16 protein-coding genes are annotated in these 19,199 nt (G+C 56.3%); 9 read left to right on the forward strand and 7 right to left on the reverse strand.

Annotated elements, in window-relative coordinates; genetic code table 11:
* Nucleotides 1-816: 816 nt before the first annotated feature.
* The 6 genes from ffh (at nt 817) to Poly41_RS02625 (ending at nt 5,781) form a co-directional block, all read left to right on the forward strand.
* Nucleotides 817-2,286 (forward strand): signal recognition particle protein, encoded by a 1,470-nt coding sequence (ffh, locus tag Poly41_RS02600; protein WP_146524341.1) that lies wholly within the window; start codon nt 817-819, stop codon nt 2,284-2,286.
* Between the two features lie 259 nt (nt 2,287-2,545).
* A complete protein-coding gene (gene rpsP / locus Poly41_RS02605; RefSeq protein ID WP_390621404.1) occupies nt 2,546-2,923 on the forward strand; it encodes a 30S ribosomal protein S16 in 378 nt (125 codons plus the stop codon).
* A 13-nt stretch (nt 2,924-2,936) separates the two neighbouring features.
* Nucleotides 2,937-3,650, forward strand: a complete 714-nt coding sequence (gene trmD, locus Poly41_RS02610) for a tRNA (guanosine(37)-N1)-methyltransferase TrmD (RefSeq protein ID WP_146524343.1) — start codon at nt 2,937-2,939, stop codon at nt 3,648-3,650.
* A 39-nt stretch (nt 3,651-3,689) separates the two neighbouring features.
* A complete protein-coding gene (gene rplS, locus Poly41_RS02615; RefSeq protein WP_456237818.1) occupies nt 3,690-4,025 on the forward strand; it encodes a 50S ribosomal protein L19 in 336 nt (111 codons plus the stop codon).
* A 229-nt stretch (nt 4,026-4,254) separates the two neighbouring features.
* Nucleotides 4,255-4,713, forward strand: a complete 459-nt coding sequence (locus Poly41_RS02620) for a YraN family protein (protein WP_146524345.1) — start codon at nt 4,255-4,257, stop codon at nt 4,711-4,713.
* Between the two features lie 51 nt (nt 4,714-4,764).
* Nucleotides 4,765-5,781, forward strand: a complete 1,017-nt coding sequence (locus Poly41_RS02625; RefSeq protein WP_146524346.1) for an AAA family ATPase — start codon at nt 4,765-4,767, stop codon at nt 5,779-5,781.
* Nucleotides 5,782-5,842: 61 nt separating this feature from the next.
* Here Poly41_RS02625 and Poly41_RS02630 read toward each other — a convergent pair whose 3' ends face one another.
* The 4 genes from Poly41_RS02630 to Poly41_RS02645 form a co-directional block, all read right to left on the reverse strand.
* Nucleotides 5,843-6,880, reverse strand: coding sequence for an electron transfer flavoprotein subunit alpha/FixB family protein (locus Poly41_RS02630; RefSeq protein ID WP_146524347.1), 1,038 nt, complete (start codon nt 6,878-6,880; stop codon nt 5,843-5,845).
* Nucleotides 6,881-6,968: 88 nt separating this feature from the next.
* On the reverse strand, nt 6,969-7,781 hold the full coding sequence (locus Poly41_RS02635) for an electron transfer flavoprotein subunit beta (RefSeq protein ID WP_146524348.1): 813 nt from the start codon (nt 7,779-7,781) through the stop codon (nt 6,969-6,971).
* A gap of 38 nt (nt 7,782-7,819) precedes the next feature.
* Nucleotides 7,820-9,679: a hypothetical protein gene (locus tag Poly41_RS02640; protein ID WP_197231014.1), complete on the reverse strand. Its 1,860-nt coding sequence runs from the start codon at nt 9,677-9,679 to the stop codon at nt 7,820-7,822.
* Between the two features lie 8 nt (nt 9,680-9,687).
* Complete coding sequence (locus Poly41_RS02645) at nt 9,688-11,889, reverse strand: acyl-CoA dehydrogenase family protein (RefSeq protein ID WP_231615348.1); 2,202 nt, start codon at nt 11,887-11,889, stop codon at nt 9,688-9,690.
* A gap of 362 nt (nt 11,890-12,251) precedes the next feature.
* Between Poly41_RS02645 and Poly41_RS02650 the strand changes: the two genes are divergently transcribed.
* The 3 genes from Poly41_RS02650 (at nt 12,252) to Poly41_RS02660 (ending at nt 16,111) form a co-directional block, all read left to right on the forward strand.
* Nucleotides 12,252-13,238: an electron transfer flavoprotein subunit beta/FixA family protein gene (locus tag Poly41_RS02650; protein WP_197231015.1), complete on the forward strand. Its 987-nt coding sequence runs from the start codon at nt 12,252-12,254 to the stop codon at nt 13,236-13,238.
* Entirely contained in the window at nt 13,238-14,266 is a 1,029-nt protein-coding gene (locus Poly41_RS02655; protein ID WP_146524350.1) for an electron transfer flavoprotein subunit alpha/FixB family protein, read from the forward strand. The genes Poly41_RS02650 and Poly41_RS02655 overlap by 1 nt, the downstream gene beginning before the upstream one ends.
* A gap of 99 nt (nt 14,267-14,365) precedes the next feature.
* Nucleotides 14,366-16,111, forward strand: a complete 1,746-nt coding sequence (locus tag Poly41_RS02660) for an acyl-CoA dehydrogenase family protein (RefSeq protein ID WP_146524351.1) — start codon at nt 14,366-14,368, stop codon at nt 16,109-16,111.
* Between the two features lie 25 nt (nt 16,112-16,136).
* On the opposite strand, the gene Poly41_RS02665 is transcribed toward Poly41_RS02660, so the two are convergent.
* The 3 genes from Poly41_RS02665 to Poly41_RS02675 form a co-directional block, all read right to left on the reverse strand.
* Entirely contained in the window at nt 16,137-17,267 is a 1,131-nt protein-coding gene (locus tag Poly41_RS02665; protein ID WP_146524352.1) for a homocitrate synthase/isopropylmalate synthase family protein, read from the reverse strand.
* 201 nt (nt 17,268-17,468) lie between these two features.
* On the reverse strand, nt 17,469-17,771 hold the full coding sequence (locus Poly41_RS02670; protein WP_146524353.1) for a (2Fe-2S) ferredoxin domain-containing protein: 303 nt from the start codon (nt 17,769-17,771) through the stop codon (nt 17,469-17,471).
* Between the two features lie 113 nt (nt 17,772-17,884).
* A complete protein-coding gene (locus Poly41_RS02675) occupies nt 17,885-19,183 on the reverse strand; it encodes a radical SAM protein (RefSeq protein ID WP_197231016.1) in 1,299 nt (432 codons plus the stop codon).
* Nucleotides 19,184-19,199 lie beyond the last annotated feature (16 nt).

The raw sequence follows: 19,199 nt of genomic DNA on the forward strand, positions 1-19,199 counted from the left end.
GCGGCTTCATCGATCGACCAAAGAACGATCCTGGGACGCAAACGCTTTGGGTTGGAATCCAGAGATCCTACGACCTGTCCAACGCATGGAACGCTTTTGGGCCAGGTGCAAAAAATTTTTCAAGCGTCTAACTTATGTGGTACAACGAGCCCTCTGGGAGAGGTCGAGCCTAAGCGAGGGAGAGGGAAAACGGGCTGCGATGACAACATGAAATTCCAGCACGGTTTCTATACTGGCCCTCCCCCTCGCTGCGCTCGACCCCTCCCGCTGCGCGGGCAGGGGTGGTTGGATACCTAAACACTTCAGCAGTCACAACTTAAAAACTGCACGACCCCCGCGCGGGGAGAGGGGAGCCAGAATTCAAGAGCGTGACTTGTCTCCATACCAATGCCCTCTGGGTGAGTAACGCTAAGCTGCACGACCTCAAAATCGGGGGGGAGAAGCGAGCCAGAAAGGAAGGGTGCTGATGCCAATGCCTTTGGAAAACGTCGGGGGGGGCTGACGAGGATCTTGCACCCGGGCGGTGGAAGTGTCGCTGCTAAGCTCCCGCTAATAGGCCTTCAAAGAGGAAAGAGTGGCCAGCAATCCCCCATCACCGGTGAAGTCGTGGACGAGGGAGCCCAACGAGCAACTACTTTGGCCGGTTTTCTCGCAAAAAACGAGATATCTTGCGGTGGGACTCCATTTACAAAACAGGCGTTTTCCGCTTAGACTGGCGGGCTTCGTCACTGACCCCCGGCCCGCAGTGCCCTTCGAGGTGCCCTCGGCCAGAGACCCACGGTCTCTTCTTTTGACGCAAATGTCCGAGCTGTCCCCGTGTTTGATTCCCTCTCTGAAGGTCTGCAATCTGCGTTTAAGAGCTTGTCCGGCAAAGGCAAGCTCTCCGAAGGCAATATGCGCGACGGGCTGGAAATCGTCAAAACGTCGATGCTCGAGGCGGACGTCAGCTATTCGGTGGTCCAGGACTTCATGGATCACGTTACCGAAAAAGCCCTCGGAAAACGGGTCCTGCTGAGCCTACGGCCGCACGAAGAATTGGTGCGGATCGTCCATGACGAACTGATTTCGATCCTGGGTCCGGTCGACTCGTCGCTGCATCTGAAGCAGGAAGGCCCGACCATCATCATGCTCTGCGGATTGCAGGGTAGCGGAAAAACAACGACCTGCGGCAAGCTTTCGCAGTTACTGAAGGAAGAGAACGTCAAGCCGATGCTGGTGGCCGCAGACCTTCAGCGACCCGCCGCAATCGAGCAGCTGCACGTCATCGGACGTCAATTGGATGTGCCGGTCTATAGCGAAGCAGACAACAAGAACCCTGTAAAAGTTTGCCAAAACGGGATCGCCAAAGCGAAAGCCGAAGGGGCACGCGTCGTCATTCTTGACACCGCTGGCCGATTAGCGATCGACGAAGAGTTGATGGGGGAGCTTCAACGGATCGATAAGAAAGTCGCCCCCGATCAAGTCTACCTGGTCGTTGACGGGATGACCGGGCAAGACGCCGTCAACAGCGCCGGGGCCTTCAACGACGCCTTGGAGCTCAATGGCGTCATCATGACCAAACTCGATGGTGACGCTCGCGGCGGAGCGTTGTTGTCGGTCAAGCATGTCACCGGTGTTCCGGTCAAGTTCATCGGGACCGGTGAACACTTCGATGCCCTCGAGCCGTTTCGTCCCGAGGGGATGGCGAGCCGCATTTTGCAGATGGGTGACATTGTCGCGGCCGCACGAGAAGCCCACCGCATCGTTGATGAAAAAGAACGGGAAGAACTCGAAGCGAAGATGGCTTCGGGAGATTTCACGCTTGACGATTTCAAGGGGATGATGGAGAAGGTCGCCAAACCTGGCTTGATGGGCAAAATGATGGGTCTGATGCCAGGCATGGGCCAATTCAAAGACATGATGGAAAGCGACGAGGCGGCAGGCGGGATTCGCCAGACCATCGGCGCGATCAACAGCATGACGATGGCCGAACGTCGCAACCCGAAAGTGATCGACGTCCATCGTCGCACGCGAATCGCCAAGGGGGCGGGCGTGCAAGCATCGACCATCTCACAGCTGGTCAAACAATTCGAACAGATGAAACCGATCATGCAAAGCATGATGGGAACCGGTGTTGGCGACCGTATGAAGATGATGCGTCAATTGCAAGCCGGTGCTGCGATGGGCGACCCCACCCTGGGGATGAAGACCAAGAAGAGCACGGGCGAACGATTGTCCACCTCGGAAAAGAAGAAACGAAAGAAAGAACGCGACAAGTTGTTGCGGAAGATGAAGAAAAAGAAGTAGTTGCAGTTCAGGCTTTAGGCAGCTTGCGCCAGGTTGATCCGGTCTGCAGGCAGCCAAAGAGGCGGAACGTCAACAAACCAAACAGATGCCGAGCGTATCGGCACCGACCCGGCGCAGAGAGTGTTTCTCTGTCCCAGGCAGTCTGACTAGAAGTGAAACCCCAAGCAAACGAAAGTTTTGGAGCAAGAAGTCTATGGCAGTAAGAATTCGAATGAAAAAGATGGGCCGGACACATCGTCCGTTCTTCCGTGTCTGTGCAATGGATCAACGAAGCCCCCGTGACGGTCGTGTGATCGAAGAACTGGGTTACTACGATCCGATGTGTCCCGAGACGGATGCACGCGTTTCACTCAAGTCAGACCGTATTGATCATTGGATCAGCGTCGGAGCACAAGCGAGCGACAAGGTCGCCGTTCTGATCAAGAAGTATGGAACCAACGGCACGCACCTGGAGCAGCAAAAAGCTGCACTGGAACGGTTGGGCAAACGCAAGGAATACACCTTCGTCCCTGAAGCTCCACAGCCTAAGAAGCAGGAAGAGCCAAAAGCGGAAGCCCCGGCCGAAGCAGCTCCAGCCGAAGAAGCAGCTCCAGCCGAAGAAGCAGCTGCGGCGAGCGAAGAAACGGCAAGCGAGTGATCCTTAGCACGTCATGCGATTTGACATCGTCACCCTGTTTCCAGCCATCTTTGATGGTTACCTGACTCAGAGCCTACTTGATAAAGCGATTCAGCGAGAATTGGTCCACATTCACCGGCATGACCTGCGTGATTGGGCCGAAAACACGCCCCATCGCAAAGTCGATGACCGACCGTTCGGCGGCGGTCCCGGGATGCTGATTCAAGTGGAAACCACGGTGAACTGCGTCGAAGCGATCGAAGCGATGGACCCGCGGCCAGCACGAAGAATCCTGCTGACCCCACAAGGCAAACCGTTCGATCAACGCGTGGCAGAGGATTTGGCAACCACCGACCGCATCATGCTGTTGTGTGGTCGCTACGAAGGATTTGATCAGCGGGTTGTCGATATTTTGCAGCCCGAAGAAGTCAGCATCGGTGACTTTGTCCTCAATGGAGGCGAAGTGGCCGCGATGGTAATCGTTGACGCAGTGGTCCGGCTGTTGCCCGGAGTGCTCGGCGACGAGAACAGCAACATTGATGATTCCTTCAGCCGCGGAAATCGGCTGCTGGAATTTCCTCAGTACACTCGCCCGAGAACGTATCGCGGTCACGCGGTTCCCGAAGTCCTACTCAACGGCGACCACAAAGCGATTGCAGCGTGGCGGGAACAACAATCTCAGCAGCGAACTCAACAACGACGCAGTGATTTACTGCGTAACGATACAGATCACCCCTCATCAAAATAAGAAGAAGCAAAGGGATAAGAAATGAGCCAAGCATCGATTATGGAACTGGTCGAAAAGACCTCGCTAAAAGCCGACCCACCTCAATTTGACATCGGCGACACCGTTGACGTGCATTTGAAAATTCTTGAAGGCACCAAAGAACGCATTCAAGTCTTCAGCGGTGTGGTCATCGCTCGTAGCGGTTGCGGATCGAAGGAAATGTTCACGGTTCGCCGCATCGTTGCCGGACAGGGGGTGGAGCGTAAGTTCCCAGTCCATAGCCCGCGCGTCGAAAAGGTGGAGGTCAAGCGAAGCGGCGTTGTCCGTCGAGCCAAGCTGTACTTCCTCCGCGACCGCATCGGCAAGGCGGTCCGATTGAAAGAACGTCGCCGCTAGGAATCACAATCCGATTTTAAATCGCACCGATCCGTGTCTCGGCTTTCAGCAAAGAAAGCGGATGCACGGATTGAGCGAAAAACAGACTGCGCACGTTGGAGTCGTAGGCTTTAGCCGATTTAGCAAGGATCCAGCACGCAATCGGCTAAAGCCTACCACTCCAACGAATCATCCGTCTAGAATCAACGATCTGGAGCGACTCGGTGCGTTGTGAGGGGATTTTCATTCGATGCCCATGCATCAGATTGTCATTGGATGGCTTGAGCGGTACAGGGATTGGCGATATGGAGCGATCGACCGTGGTGGCCCGATTGGCAAACGGGGCGAACAAGCCGCCGCTCGACTGCTTCGCCAGAAAGGCCTGATCGTTGTGGCCGAAAGCGAATCCGATCGTGCTGGAGAGATCGACATCATTGCGATCGATTCGAAGCGAAGGATCGTGATCTTTGTCGAAGTCAAGACGCTCTCGACGACCAAACCAGGTCATCCCGCGGACCGAGTCGACACGACCAAGCAAGGAAAGATCAGCCGCGCGGCAATGCGATATTTGAAACGAAAGAAGCTCATCGGCACGGCATGCCGCTTCGATGTAATCGCGGTCTGGTGGCCCAACGAAGAGCAAGGCCCCGAGAAGATGGAACATTACGAATCTGCCTTCGAGGCCGTCGGTGACTTCCAAGTCTATTGATCGCTATACTGGGGGCTCCCATCCTCAAGGCAACCTTCCTAGCGCACCACCATGAGCCCATCCGTTTCGAATCCCAATGAAACGCCTCTCGGCGACGATGACGTCCAAGCAATCGATTGCCTCTGCGAGGTTTACCAGCGATTGCGAAACGAACTAGGGCGGGTGATTGTCGGCCAGCAAACGACGATCGAGCAATTGGCCATTTGTTTGTTCGCGCGGCGACACGCTCTGTTGATGGGTGTCCCCGGATTGGCCAAGACGTTGCTGGTCAGCAAGCTTGCGGAAACGATGTCACTCGATTTTAGTCGAATTCAGTTCACACCCGATCTGATGCCGATGGACATCACCGGCACCGATATTCTGCAAGAAACCAATTCGGGGCATCGCGAATTCCAATTCGTCCAAGGTCCCATTTTTGCAAACATCGTGTTGGCGGACGAAATCAACCGGGCCCCGCCCAAAACCCAAGCCGCGATGCTGGAAGCGATGCAGGAACACCGTGTCACGGTACTCGGCAAGCATTTTCCGCTGGATGAACCCTTCATGGTTCTGGCAACACAGAACCCGGTCGAACAAGAAGGTACTTACCCGCTGCCCGAAGCACAGCTTGACCGGTTTATGTCGCTGATCGAGTTAGATTACCCAAACGAGGCGGAAGAAATCCAAATCGCCAAGACAACGACAGGAGATGAACTGCCGCAATTGGACCATCTGCTCAGTGCTGAACAGATTATCGCTCATCAGCACTTGGTCCGCCGCGTTCCCGTTCCGGATCACATCTACACCTACGCAGCCCGCTTGGTACGAAAGACACGCCCCGATGGCGAGACCGCTCCCGATTGGCTCCGCCCGCTGGTGTCGTGGGGAGCAGGGCCACGAGCGGTTCAAAATTTGATCCTTGGCGCCAAAAGCCGCGCCGCGCTTGAAGGCAGCTACATGGTGCGTCTCGAGGACGTCCAGTATGTCGCCCCTCCCGTGTTGACCCATCGAATCATCACCACCTTTGCCGCGCAAAGCGAGCGAGTCACGGCGAAGGAGATTGTTCAACGATTGGTCGCGGAATCGTGAGCCCACGCACCGTGTCGACCAGGGGATCCCTCCCCTGCCTCGCCGAGATAAGGAAAAGGGGCTAACCGTTCGCCAACAATTCGTTGACCTTCTTCATCACTTCAAAAGCATCCGCCACGTAAAGGACGTCCGCCTTGCCTTGCGCCCAACTGCAATTGGCGTCGGTGTTCACCGCGCGTCGCTGATGGATAAAACGCCATCCCACCACGTGAGGTTCTTCGCCATGACAACAGGTGGCGAGTCCTTTGGGATGCCGAGGCGTGCTTCCCGTCTGACCGACTTGATTCATGTGACTCAGAAATCCCATCACCTGTTGGCCTTCGGCGTCTTGATCGACTAACGACTTGCTGCTGCCAAGCGATGCCTGGGTTTGGTTCAAAAACTCAAGAAGGATCACCTCGGCCTCAGGGACATGCGATTGTCCATCGGACTGTTTTTTCGTCCATCCGGCTCCGGCAACAATCAGCAGGTCGGCTTCAGGGCGGATCGTTTGCGTATTGGTGTCCGCCGCCTTCGTGCCGACGACTTTCGTGCGTGTTGCCCCGGCATCAAGCTCGACGGTCACGGACTCAACGTTGGCCGTACCGGCATCACCTTGCCAAGTGTCAAAAATACCCGGTGCAATTGACAAGAACCATGGACGCGCGTCGCGAGACAAGGTCGCAACCATCCGTTGACGGTAGTACCAACGTTGAATTTGCACCTTCCCGCCGTCGACGGAAATGCCGGCAACCTGAGTGTCAATGCAACCGCCGCATCGTTGAGCGGCTCCTGGCAGGACTCGCGTCACACGCGAGGTTGCAGGCGCCAGCACGATCGTCGCGTTGGTCGCCTTCACCAAACCGGCAATGGCTTGCGAGTCGGTCGAGTAACGCGAGACACCGAATTCGGGTCCCGTCACCGAGACGAATTGGTCGGCGCCACAGGACGCGATCTTATCGGCAGCAGCTTGGATATCGGTACCAATCAGCCCAACAACCAGTTGAAGGTCGCCGCCCAGCGAATCCTTCAGTTGCCTCGCTGCGGTAAGGGCTTCCAAGGCGGGTTTGGAAAGTGAGCCATCCGACTCGGTAGGGGCAAGGAATAAAATGGAGGTCATGGTGAGTGGGAAATAGAAGGAGTATAGGAAATGTGATTGGATGACAATACGTTACGGTGTAGCAGGCGTAAGCCCCTGACTTCGACGGTTAACTCTTGATCCACTCGACCAATTCGCGGGCAATCTCGTCTGCCGACACATCCTTGACGATGCGTGTGTCACGACGCTGCTGAGGCACTTCGACATTGGCGAACACCACGCCGTCGGCGCTGACGGCGGCAGGCTGTGCTTTTTGTAACGCGGGCATGATCGTCCGCATGTTCATCATGCCTACTTGGGGATTGTTCTTGGGCTCCGGAAGCGTCCCGGTTGCCCAACCCACCATCACGGGCGGCCCCTCACATACCGATTCCAAGTATTGCCCCCCTTCGATCCGCTCTAAGATCTTGAGCGACCCATCCGCTTGGGCCGTCAACTGATCCACGGACAAGAACTGATCCTGAATCGACAGTCGTTCGCCCACCATCTGCATCGTCGCTCCCGCGTCACGCGACGCGGATGCACAGCCACCAAATAAGAGCAGTCGCGATCGGTCCAAATCGGTCAGTCCCTCGATGGCATCGCTCATCACGTTTGCGACACTACCCGCGTCGATAAAACCGCTCGCCGAACCGTCCAAGGCGACCAACTCAAACGGAACCTTCTGTGCAAGCGTCATCATGAGTTGCTGCAGACGCGCTTTCGGCCCGACACTGACAAGCCAAACCTTGCTGCCGGGGGTGTTCTTGGCCAAATTCGCCGCTTCATACAGCGCGTGTCCTGCCCAAGGGTCGAGCACCGATGGCAGCATCATTTCGCTCTTCAGTTCAGGAGTTCCTGAAGCACCCATCATGGGTTGTAGTGTCTGCAACGGATCCGGCACCAACGATCCGCATACAACAATGTGAAATCCTGTTGTCATGATTCAGAGTTTTCCAAATGAAAGTGAAGGGTCAATGATCAGTTCTCGGCCGAGTGCAGGCCTCCGGCACCTGCGCCAAACGCGATATTGCTTCGTTCGGAATCGCCTTCGCGCGGCAGCGTGCAATTCCACATGCAGGCACCGCAGTGGACGCACTTCTCGCGGTCAAACTGGGGTACACCGTTGCTTTCTCCGGGGGCAATCGCTTCGCCCGAACACATATCGATGCAAAGCTTCTCGGAACACTCGGCGCACAACTCGGGATTGATGAACTTGACATGATCCGCATAGCCAGGCGGTGCCTGTACCTTGCCGCCCATCAATAACGCGTCTTGCTGAGAAACCAACAGTTTGCCATCAAAGGCGATCTCCGGCCACCCACAACGGTTCAACAAAGCCTCCTGCAAGGATGTGCCTGATTCGGCACAGCTTTCCCGCAGAGTTTGCAACTCGTCCGCCGGGATTTTGCCCGCGTAGTGCTGTTCGATCGATGGAATTCGCTGGTGCGGTGGCTTGGAATCCCCTGACAAATTCAATCGCCCGCCCGTCAATCCGGTCATCCCCATTCCAATCAGCCCACGGACAAATCCTTTTTGGAAACCGTCCCGTGACCGCTCGGCGACACGACCTTCCTTCTCAACCCAACTGTCGCGACGCCGCCGAACGTAGGCCCGATCCAGATTCTCGCGTGTGAACGGCTTGTCTTCTTTCAGCAGCTCGATGACGCCCTCGGCAAGTTGAACCCCCGTGGTCCAAGCTTCGTCAACGCCCGATCCGGTCAGCACATTCGTGCTGCCGGAACCTTCACCAATTCTCGCGTAGCCGTCCCCCACCAAGTAGGGCTCGCCCTGTTTGCCTGACTCCTGCAGCGACTTGGCGCCCCAGCTGCGCATCGTACCGCCCTTGAGATGCTGCCAAATCGCGGGATGCGTCATCCAATGTTGCAAATAGCGGTAACTGGTCCGTACCGGACTATCCAGCCACGAAGGAACGAAGATCCCCGCGGATGCAACGCCGTCAGGATAGACATACAGGAACCCAAAGACCTCTGGTTCAGGGTAGCCAAACGTGTGGAGCACCATTCCCGGTTTCAGTTCACAGTCGTCCGGCAGGTCGATGACCATCTTCATGCCGAGCGCCCATTCCCGCTGGTGGTTGCCCTCGGGAAGTCCAAAATGCTCATCCAATTTTTGCCCCACCGAACCGACGGGACCATCGCCGACCACCGTCAACGGTGCACGAATATCCATACCGGGCATGTAACCCGCGTCGGGATTTCCCGCCTTGTCGGTGCCCTGATCGATCAGCCGTACTCCGACCACCGCGTCGCCTTCAATCAGCGGTTCATTGACCGGCATTCCAGGCCAAACCTGAACCAAACCCGAGGCCATCAACTGCGAACCGATCCACTGGTTGAACTGGCCCATCGACAGCAGCAGCCCATTGTGTTTGCTGAGAAAACCAGGAATGTAGGGCAACTTGACCGCGTGTTCCTTGTAAGGCAACAACCATTTGCCTGCATGAATCATCCCGTCGAGCATCTTCAACGACGCAGAACGACGACTCACTTTGTGCGGGTCAAGCAAGTACAACACTTGCTCACCCGTGACGCCATGAGCCATTGGAATTTGCGTGGGATCCAGTTCGGGCAACGACTCGCGAATTCCCGTTGCACGGGTGACAATTCCTGAGACGCCAAAGCCGATATCCTCGGCCCGCTCGTAACAGATCACTTGCAGCGGCATGCCGGGCATCACACGGCTCATCAGCACCGGTTGCCCCTGATCATCGTTCATGGCCGCCGAGAGTGTCGTCAGGAAACCGCCTGTTGCCGGCCCAAAGCCGGTACAAACGATGTCCACTTCCATACTCTGCCGTTCGGGTTCTTGCATCGACATGGTTCAAATTAGCTGGGGTAATCGAGAGCTTCCGGAATCATCACTTGGGCCAAAACGTTGCCGGCGCGATCCTTCGCCAAACGAGATCCCGTCAAGCAGCCGTCCAATTTGTTGCGGCGACTGATGAACCCTTCGATGCCAGCAAAGCGCGGGCAGGGGCCAGCTTTGTTGGCGTGCGAACCGTCCGATTCCACAACGTCGCTGGTCAGACGCGTCCCGACACTGATGCCAGGGATGAGCCCTTCGAGGCAATCGATCTCGCCAGCCTGAGCACACGCTTCGCACGTGGGCTCCCAGCTCGGATGACGATTGTAGCCGTAAACAAGGTCCGCGCAGATTCGCCCCACCTCGCCCGCTGCATGCGCCGTTTGGACATGGCAAAGATCGGTAAAAAACTGAACATATCCAGGCAACGCATCCGCCAAGACCGGATTCTCGGCACCCTTCTTTTCCAGTTCCAAACAATCAAGCACCTGACACCGACAAGCCAATAGCCAAGCAAGTGCATCGGCCATTGGGAACGTTGCGCCTTGACGCTTGTCCCGATAAAGCGGCTTGCCGTCGGCATCTTTGGCCTCTTGCAAGTGGCGGTAGGTCCATAGCCAAAGCTCCATCGCCGATCCCAGAGCGCAAGCCCCGGTACCAGGTCGATCGGACGCCAACCGCCGCAGTTCGGTAATCCAGCCTTGGAATTGCGTCAGAAACAACTCACTCGTCATGGTCACGATCAACTGTCTTCGTTGAACCGATTCGGGACCTTCGTAGGTCGCTTCCAACTGCGAGTCCATCCACTTTTGCGGCAGGAATCCAGGGCAATCTTCGGTGATGCCATAGCCGCCCATCAAACTGACCGCCTCGCGCATCATGTTCGCACCCTGCCCGGTGTTCCACAACTTCGTTGCTGGAGACAAGATATTCGACAACGACTCGCCAACCATGTATTCAACCAACCGATTGGATTTCAGCTCTGCCAAGCGTTCTTGATCCCGTTCTTCCTCGGGTTCGGCAAGCAGTTCAAGGTACTCAAGCGCTAACTTCTCGGTCTGTTTGCGCAGTTTCAAGACCTCGCGGACACTGCGAGCTCCTGCCGCGGCATAGAGTTCGTCTCGGGTTTTGTCCAATTCCTCGAACTCATCAAAATGCCTCGCAGCAGCGAGCCCAAGGGAGGTTGCGGCCTCACCCGTTGCCCAGACATCGACCAGACGGTGAAGCACGTCTTCCTTCATCTGCAAACCGAGGTCATAGCGGGGTGTCCCCGGAGCACCTTCCCCGCCACGAAAACGACCGCGTTGGTAACGAATGATCGGCTCCACCGCAGAAAGCAACTTCGCAGCGGTCATCACGCCGACGGGAACTCGCGTCCGGGCAAAAACAGCCTCGAGCACTTTGCCGTGATTATGATTCGGAACGATCACTCCGTCCACGATGGTGTACCCACCGACGATGCGTGATGCAGGCACGGTCATGTGAAAGATGGGATCACGAGTCGAGGAAAGCTGATGCACGAGCTTATGCGTCACGGCACCACGATCGTAAACGCCTTCGTCGTCTTCTTCGAGGATCACCATGCAGGTACCCTTGATGCGATCATCGTCGGATTCGACGGCTGCCACGACAAAGCTGGCGTAGTCCATGTTGGTGATAAAACGACCACGCTTGTCGACCTGCAACATCGGCTCTTGGCCGTCTTCCCAATTGGCCACTCGGACCTTGCCACACATAATCCCCGTGTCGACGCCGACGTACGGCAACGGTTCGGTCAGACAAAACGCACCGCGCGCGATCTTGCGGTCTTCACCGGGCTGCGGTGGGACCGAACGAGTGAGGTATTCTTCGACTTGCTCTGGTGTGCCTCGTTCGATGATCGGCTCAAGCGCCAAGCCAGCAGCGAGACAACAAGTCGCTGCACCCGCATCGACCCACGCCAGCTCGAAGGCAGCCAGCGCCATCACGAAGTTCTTGGGGCCGTCGAGGTATCCGCCATACTGCGGCTTGGACATCATCGCCGTCACGCCTGCCTCGTCGTAAGCCTTTAACATCTCATCTTTGGCAGCGGTCCATTCATGCGTGTTCCGCTCACCATCGGCCACCAACCGTGCCACCACGCCTCGAGCAACCGAACGAGTGGACTGCACAAGCATCTGCAGGTCATATCGCTCGGCGTAACGCCACATGATTTGCCGGACCTCGTCGGTCGGTAAGGTTTGCATGACGGGAGAATTATCAACCTGGACCGACGCAATAGACATAGCTCGAACCTTGTTTCCTGAAAGCGGAATGAACCGAACGACTTCTCACTGCCCTTCGTGGGCAAGCGGTCTTGGGATTGTATCAAAGGCCTTATCCCACAACAACGGTTCTCGGGCAATCCCTTAGCCCCCTGGGCCTCGCACAGGCCCCGTCGCTTGCCGCCTCGGATGACAGCAAACGCCAAGTAGGCCTCCAATCTCTTGACCCCAAAGCGACTGGCGAATGCCCGCCGCCCACAAGACTCCGGTGCAACGAGCAGATCCAAGCTACCGCATAATGGCCTGCGTCTCTTTGTCGCACACCATCGATCGCGAGAGCGGACTTGACCGCCCTACCCGTCGCTGATACCCTCGCCTGCCATCAAGCCGTTCAACTGTTCTTGGAGTGCGCGACAGTGCCTTACGACAGCGTCATATTGGTCAAGCAGGTCCCCGACACGGCTCACGTCACGACCGATGCGATGCGGGCCGATGGAACGGTGAATCGCGGTGCCTTGCCGACGATCTTCAACCCCGAGGATCTTCATGCGTTGGAGTCGGCTCTCGAACTTCGCGATCGCTACGGTGGAACCATCACGGCACTCAGCATGGGGCCTCCGAAAGCAGCGGACGTGTTACGTGAGTGCTTGTTCCGCGGCGTCGACCGCGTCATCTTGCTGACCGACCGACGGGCCGCCGCCAGCGACACGTTGGCAACCAGCTATATCTTGGCCCAAGCCGTCAAAACCATCGGCAGGTTTGACTTCGTGTTCGCCGGGCGGCAAGCCATTGATGGCGATACGGCTCAGGTGGGCCCCCAGTGTGCGGAAAAACTTGGCGTCACTCAGTTAACTTACTTGGAAGAACTCGTCCACGTCGAGGAAGATGTGGTGCGAGTGCGCAGGAACGTCGGCAACGGTTGGGAAATTGTGGAAGCACCGCTGCCCGTGCTGATCACCGTGATGGACACCGCCAACGAACCCCGCCCACCGGCTGCCCGAAAAGCGTTGCGTCACAAACGTGCCCGCATCGAAGCGGAAGTGGTCGCGGCAGTCAAAGCGGAAAGGAAAGAGGCTTCCAAGGACGATCAGGCCATCGAGGTTGCTCGCCGCTGTAAGTCACTTCGAGAGCGAGGCCTGTTGATCGAGCAGTGGAATCTGGACGATATCGGGGCCGACCTTCAACGCTGTGGGCTAGCCGGCTCACCCACGAAAGTTTTTCGTGTCCAGTCGATCGTCCTCACCAAGGAAGGCTACACCGAAATCGCTCCCACCGAAGAGGGTGCTCGGCAACTCATTCAAGAACTCGTTATTGATCGGACGCTGGGATAATGATCGAACCGAATCGACAAGGAGAAGTTTGGGTCTTCGCCGAACAAGAAGACGGCACGATCCCGGATGTCGTGCTCGAGCTATGTGGAAAAGCCCGCGCGCTTGCCGATCAGTTGGGTGTCAAAGCCGGTGCGGTGCTAGCGGGTTCCGATCGAGGGAGCCTGCCCGCCCAATTGATTGCCCACGGGATTGATAACCTCTACGTCGTGGAGGACAAGCGACTCGAACATTTCCAAACCAGTCCCTACACACGAATCGTGTGCAGTTTGATCCAGAAACATGAGCCCCAGATTGTGCTGTATGGCGCAACCGCGTTGGGCCGTGACTTAGCGCCGCGTGTGGCATCCGAGATGCGTGCCGGGATGACCGCGGATTGTACGGATCTCCAAATTCAAGACGTCACTGATCCGCGGACCAAACAAGTTCACGAGAACCTGCTGCTGCAAATCCGCCCAGCGTTCGGTGGCAACATTATCGCCACCATTGTCAACTATGATTGGTGGCCACAGATGGCAACGGTTCGCGAAGGTGTCATGCCGCTTCAAGAACCGGACCTGGCACGCTCGGGTCAAGTCATCGCGGAACCGGTCGAATTAGACGATTCGTTGTTCCCGGTGAAGTTGATTGAGCGCCACATTGAACCGCGAACCGTTAACCTCAAAGGTGCAAGAGTCATCGTTGCAGGCGGTGGCGGCGTGGGTAGCCGAGACAGCTTTAAGTTGATTCACGAATTGGCTGGAGCCATCGGCGGAGCCGTGGGAGCGAGTCGCGCGGCAGTGGATGGCGGCTACATCGGCAAAGAACACCAAATCGGCCAGACCGGTACGACCGTGCGTCCCGCGCTGTATATCGCGGCAGGAATCAGCGGTGCAGTCCAGCACCGCGCGGGAATGGAAGAATCGGCAAAGATCATCGCGATCAACACCGACCCAGAGGCACCGATCTTCTCCGTGGCCCATTACGGCATTGTTGGCGACATGAGGAAGGTGATCCCCTTGTTGGTCAAATCGCTGAAAGAACGACGGTAGTGCGATAGTTTTTCTGCAATCAACGTCGCCAGACGGTGGTTGCGTTTTTGTTGTGCGTCCACGCTTTGGCGAGTGTGGTTACACGTGTGAGAATCTGCTGTGGCAAATTATTTTCTTGATAACCAAGACATTCAATTCCTCTTCTCGCACATCGAGATGCAGCAGTTGGCTGCCCTTCAAGAGCGGTTTGCCGAAAACGGGGATGCCGACTATGCACCCACCAGCAGCGCCGAGGCTGTCGAAGACTACCACCGTGTTCTTCAAATCACCGGACACGTGGCTGCCACAAACATCGCCCCCAACGCGGAACGGGTTGACCGAGATGGCAACTTGCTCAATCAGGATGGCACGGTCACTTTACACCCCTGTGTTCGGGAAAACCTTGACTGGATGGCAAAAGCGGATTTGCTTGGTTTCACCGTACCGCGGAAGTACGGAGGTCTGAATTGTCCGAATTTGATCTACACCATCGCGACGGAAATTGTCGCCCGCGCCGACGCCTCGTTCATGAATATCTTTGGCTTGCAAGGCATCGCGGAAACGGTCAATGCCTACGCCAGCCAGGAAATCAAAGACGAAATCTTGCCCCAGTTTGCCGAAGGCAAAGTGACCGGCGCGATGGTGTTGACGGAACCCGATGCGGGAAGTGATCTGCAGGCGGTCCGACTCCGAGCCCACCAAGATGAGCATGGCAATTGGCTTCTCAACGGCGTCAAACGATTCATCACCAACGGCTGTGGCGAAATCCTGTTGACGCTGGCACGCAGTGAACCCGAAATGAGTGACGGGTTGGGTTTGAGTCTGTTCCTTTCTGAACGTTGCGACCAAATCAAGGTTCGACACCTCGAAAAGAAACTGGGAATTCATGGATCCCCCACATGCGAGTTGGTCTACGAAAATGCACCCGCTCGATTGATCGGGGAACGTAAACGCGGCTTGATCACGTACGTCCTCGCATTGATGAACGGCGCTCGCGTCGGCATTGCAGCACAATCACTCGGCATTGCGGAAGCGGCCTATCGGCTGGCGAGAACGTACGCCCACACTCGGCACCAATTCGGCATGCCGATTGAAAAATTGCCGGCGATCGCTGAAATGGTTACCGACATGCAGGTCGCCATCGAGGCGGCGAGAGCGCTGACTTACGAAACGAGTTGCATCTGCGACAAGGAAAATAATGCGATGCGGTTGGTCGAATGGCACGCAGATCAACTTGAAAAAGAAGAGCTGAAGTCGCTAAAGAAGGAAGTCCGCCAGCTAAAGCGAATCAACAGCATGCTGACCCCGATGAGCAAGTACTACGCATCGGAAATGTGCTGCCGCGTTGCCGATGATGCCATCCAAGTTCTTGGAGGGTCGGGGTACATGAAAGACTATGCCGCAGAACGTCATTTGCGTGATGCGCGAATCACGACGATCTACGAAGGCACCAGCCAACTTCAAATCGTTGCGGCCATCCGTGGCGTCCTTTCCGGTGTGTTCGATAGCTGGGCCGTCGATTTTGAGCAAAAAGAATACGATGATTTGATGCTCACCGAACTGAAACAAAAACTGATCACCGGACGCTCACAACTGAGTGAAGCGATTATCTTTGTCAAGAAACAGCCGGCTTCTTATGCGGACCTTGCTGCACGAAGGCTGGTCGATGGCGCCATCGCAATCATGACCGGCCACTTATTGCTGGATCAAGCAACGAACAACGAACGCAAAAAACGTGTTGCCAAACGGTTTGTCCAATTGAAGATGCCGATTCTAAAGATGAACACCGAGCAAGTCCTTTCCGGCGACAGCATGCCCCTCGACGAGTTCCAACTGCTGGCGGGTCCGGTCCCCACGACGGCCTAGCCGTGGCGGAGAAAGCTCAAAGCGATCAGGTTGAGCGGGATTCGTAAAGCCGCATCACTTCCGCGGGGAGCAAGGATCGCCCCAACGAACTCGCCTGCTCGCGCACCCGCTGAAGCAGATCCATGAGTTGCTCAGGATTCAACTCGATCCCCGATTCTGCAAAGGCTTGGTGCAATGCGGCGCGTCCAGAGTGTTTGCCTAGCACCGTGACCGAATCCGCTTGGCCGACTTCCGCGGGCGCAAACGGTTCATAACTACGGCGATCCCTCTGCATGGCTCGAACGTGAATGCCGGATTCATGCCGAAAAACCTGTTTGCCCACGATCGGCTTGTGAGCTGCGATCGGAACGCCACTCGCCTGAGCGACATAATCGCTTAGCGAAGACAGCGTCTCGCTCTTGTAAGACGTTGTGCACTTGAGCACGATTTTCATCGCCATCACGACTTCCTCCAATGCGGCGTTGCCAGCTCGCTCCCCAAGCCCGTTGACGGTGACGTCAACACTATCGGCACCCGCCTGCAGTGCCGCAAGTGAATTCGCCGTTGCCATGCCAAGATCGTTATGTCCATGGAAACCCAACTCAATGTCTGGGACCGCTTCACGAATCAAACCAACAACGTCCCAAGTCGCTAGCGGATCCCAAACACCAACGGTGTCCGCGATTCGAACTCGGTCAGCACCGTGCATCGCAGCGGTGCAAGCGAGGTCAAGGAGGAAAGAAACATCGGTTCGCGATGCATCCTGCATCCCTACCGAAACAAACTCGAAGCGGCGGGTAGCATCCAGCAACAATCGATGGAGTTGACCAAGAACCCAACCGCGATCACGACCGAGAGCGGAAAGAAGGACACACGAAACCGGCAAGGAAAAATGCACGGCGGTGAGGTTTGCTTGTTCAGCCGCATCGAGATCTTCGGTCAACGCACGACACCAACCGGTCAAGCGACAATCAAGCCCGAGATCAACCAAACGCCGGATCGAGTCGATTTCATCCTGCCCTGCCGCGGGTGTGCCAACTTCGATTTCCGGAATCCCGAGATGATCGAGCATCACGGCAATCGCTTTGCGCTGCTCGTGTGAAAATGCAACGTCCGCACGTTGCTCGCCGTCTCGCAGCGTGCTGTCAATGAGCCAGATCTGGTCCTGCGTCTTCATGAGGATTCCCTCTCGGAGGTCGGGCTTCGAGCCTGTCGCATTCGGTTCCGTATCGCCGCAGCAGGCTCAAGCCTGGCCCCCGGCAAAACACTCTTTCCCTTACCGCTCAATTTGTTGTTATCCAACCACGATCCTCGCGACCAACGGGAGCGGTCCAACGTCATTCGAGCGGTAGCTCGCTTCGCTTGCGGCCGTGCCGCACTAGGCCATTAACAACTCTTCGGCGGGTTGTCCCTCTTCGAGAGCATCGAGGATCTCGTCGATCTTGTCTTCATCGATCGATCCATACCACCATCCGTTTGGATAGACCGTTAGCACCGGTCCTTTGTTGCACATCTTGAAACAACTGGTGGTCGACACCAATGCATCCAGTCCACGATCGAGAATTTCGTTTTCCAAGTACTGCGGCAAGTCCGACGCTCCCTTTTTGTGGCAAACCCCTTTGAGTTCACCGCTAGCACGTGCACTATTACAAACAAGAAGGTGATATTGAGGCTTTTCCATTTTGGAGTTCCTTGTAGTTGAAGTTGAAGTTGAACAAGTAGGAGTTCAGGCTTCAGCCTGTCACAAATGCGTTTTAACTCGTCGCACCAGGCGAAAGCCTGAGCTCCAACGCTTTAACCACATCCCGTACCGGGTCCGCTGCACGGACTGCAACCGATTCCATCCGAGTCACACCCCGACCCCGCCGCGGATACACGCAGCGGCATTCGAGGCTTCTGGCCTGAGTACACCAATTCAAGTGCTTCGTCGATCAAGCCTTCGGCGACCATCACGCGAATGCCTGCCTTGGCCAGAGTGGTTTTAGGCGAGGGGCCCGCATGAGCCGCCAAGACCGCTCGACAATCGATCAGCCGCTCCGCCAAGTCTTCCCAACGACGCGAACCACTACCGGGAAGTGGGGTCGGACGAGTTTCCACCATTTCGAACTCGCCATCCGGATCACGAGCGAAGATCCAGAGCTGTTCCGATTCACCCAGATGCTGATTCACCAACATCCCCTCCAACGAAGCGACGGCCACGTAGGGGCGATCGTCCATTGGGTTGAGCGGCCCGGTCGCTGCTTCAATCAACGCGTCTTGAATCAATTCCGAATTGGCTTCACCGAGCAGTCCCACGGCATCCGCACGGCAACGAGCACAATGGGACATCTGCGGTAACACTTGGCGAATCTGTTGACGAATCTCCATCATCTGTTTTGGTTCGGGCGCATCCAATTCCGCAAACGGGGTTCCTTCAACCGGAACCAAGGCCATACAGTTTTGAATGTCCACGCCAAGATCGGCCATCTTTTGTGTGATTTCCGAAATGTGGTGATCGTTCACGCCCGGCATGACAATCGTGTTGATCTTGACCGTGATCCCACATCGCTTCAACGCGTGAATGGACGCGAGCTGACAATCCAGCAAATACTGAGCCCCCTCTTCGCCACGATAGACTTTGTTTGGCTGTGGTCGCACCCAACGATAGATTTTGGCACCAATCTTCGGATCGACCGCGTTGACCGTGACCGTAACATGACTCGTTTGAAGCTCAGCCAACTCTTCCACATACGGCTCCAAATTCAAGCCGTTCGATGCGATACAAAGAATGATCTGGGAGTCATCTGCCCGAACCCGTCGCAGCGTTTCCATCGTTTCTTCTGGATTCGCAAACGGATCACCAGGCCCTGCAATCCCGACAACGGTGATCGGACACTCGACCAAGGCTTTGACTTTCTGCAGGTACAATGCCGCCTGTGCCGGTGAGAGAACCGTACTCGTGACGCCAGGCCGACTTTCATTTGCACAGTCGAACTTTCGGTTGCAGAAATTGCAACTGATGTTGCACTTGGGAGCAACCGGCAAATGAATCCGCCCAAACTTGTGTTTGGCACTGGCGCTAAAACACGGGTGCATTGAGGTGTCGATGGTCATAAGTGCATCCTTGGGG

The sequence above is a fragment of the Novipirellula artificiosorum genome (assembly GCF_007860135.1).
GTDB classification, from domain to species: Bacteria; Planctomycetota; Planctomycetia; order Pirellulales; family Pirellulaceae; genus Novipirellula_A; species Novipirellula_A artificiosorum.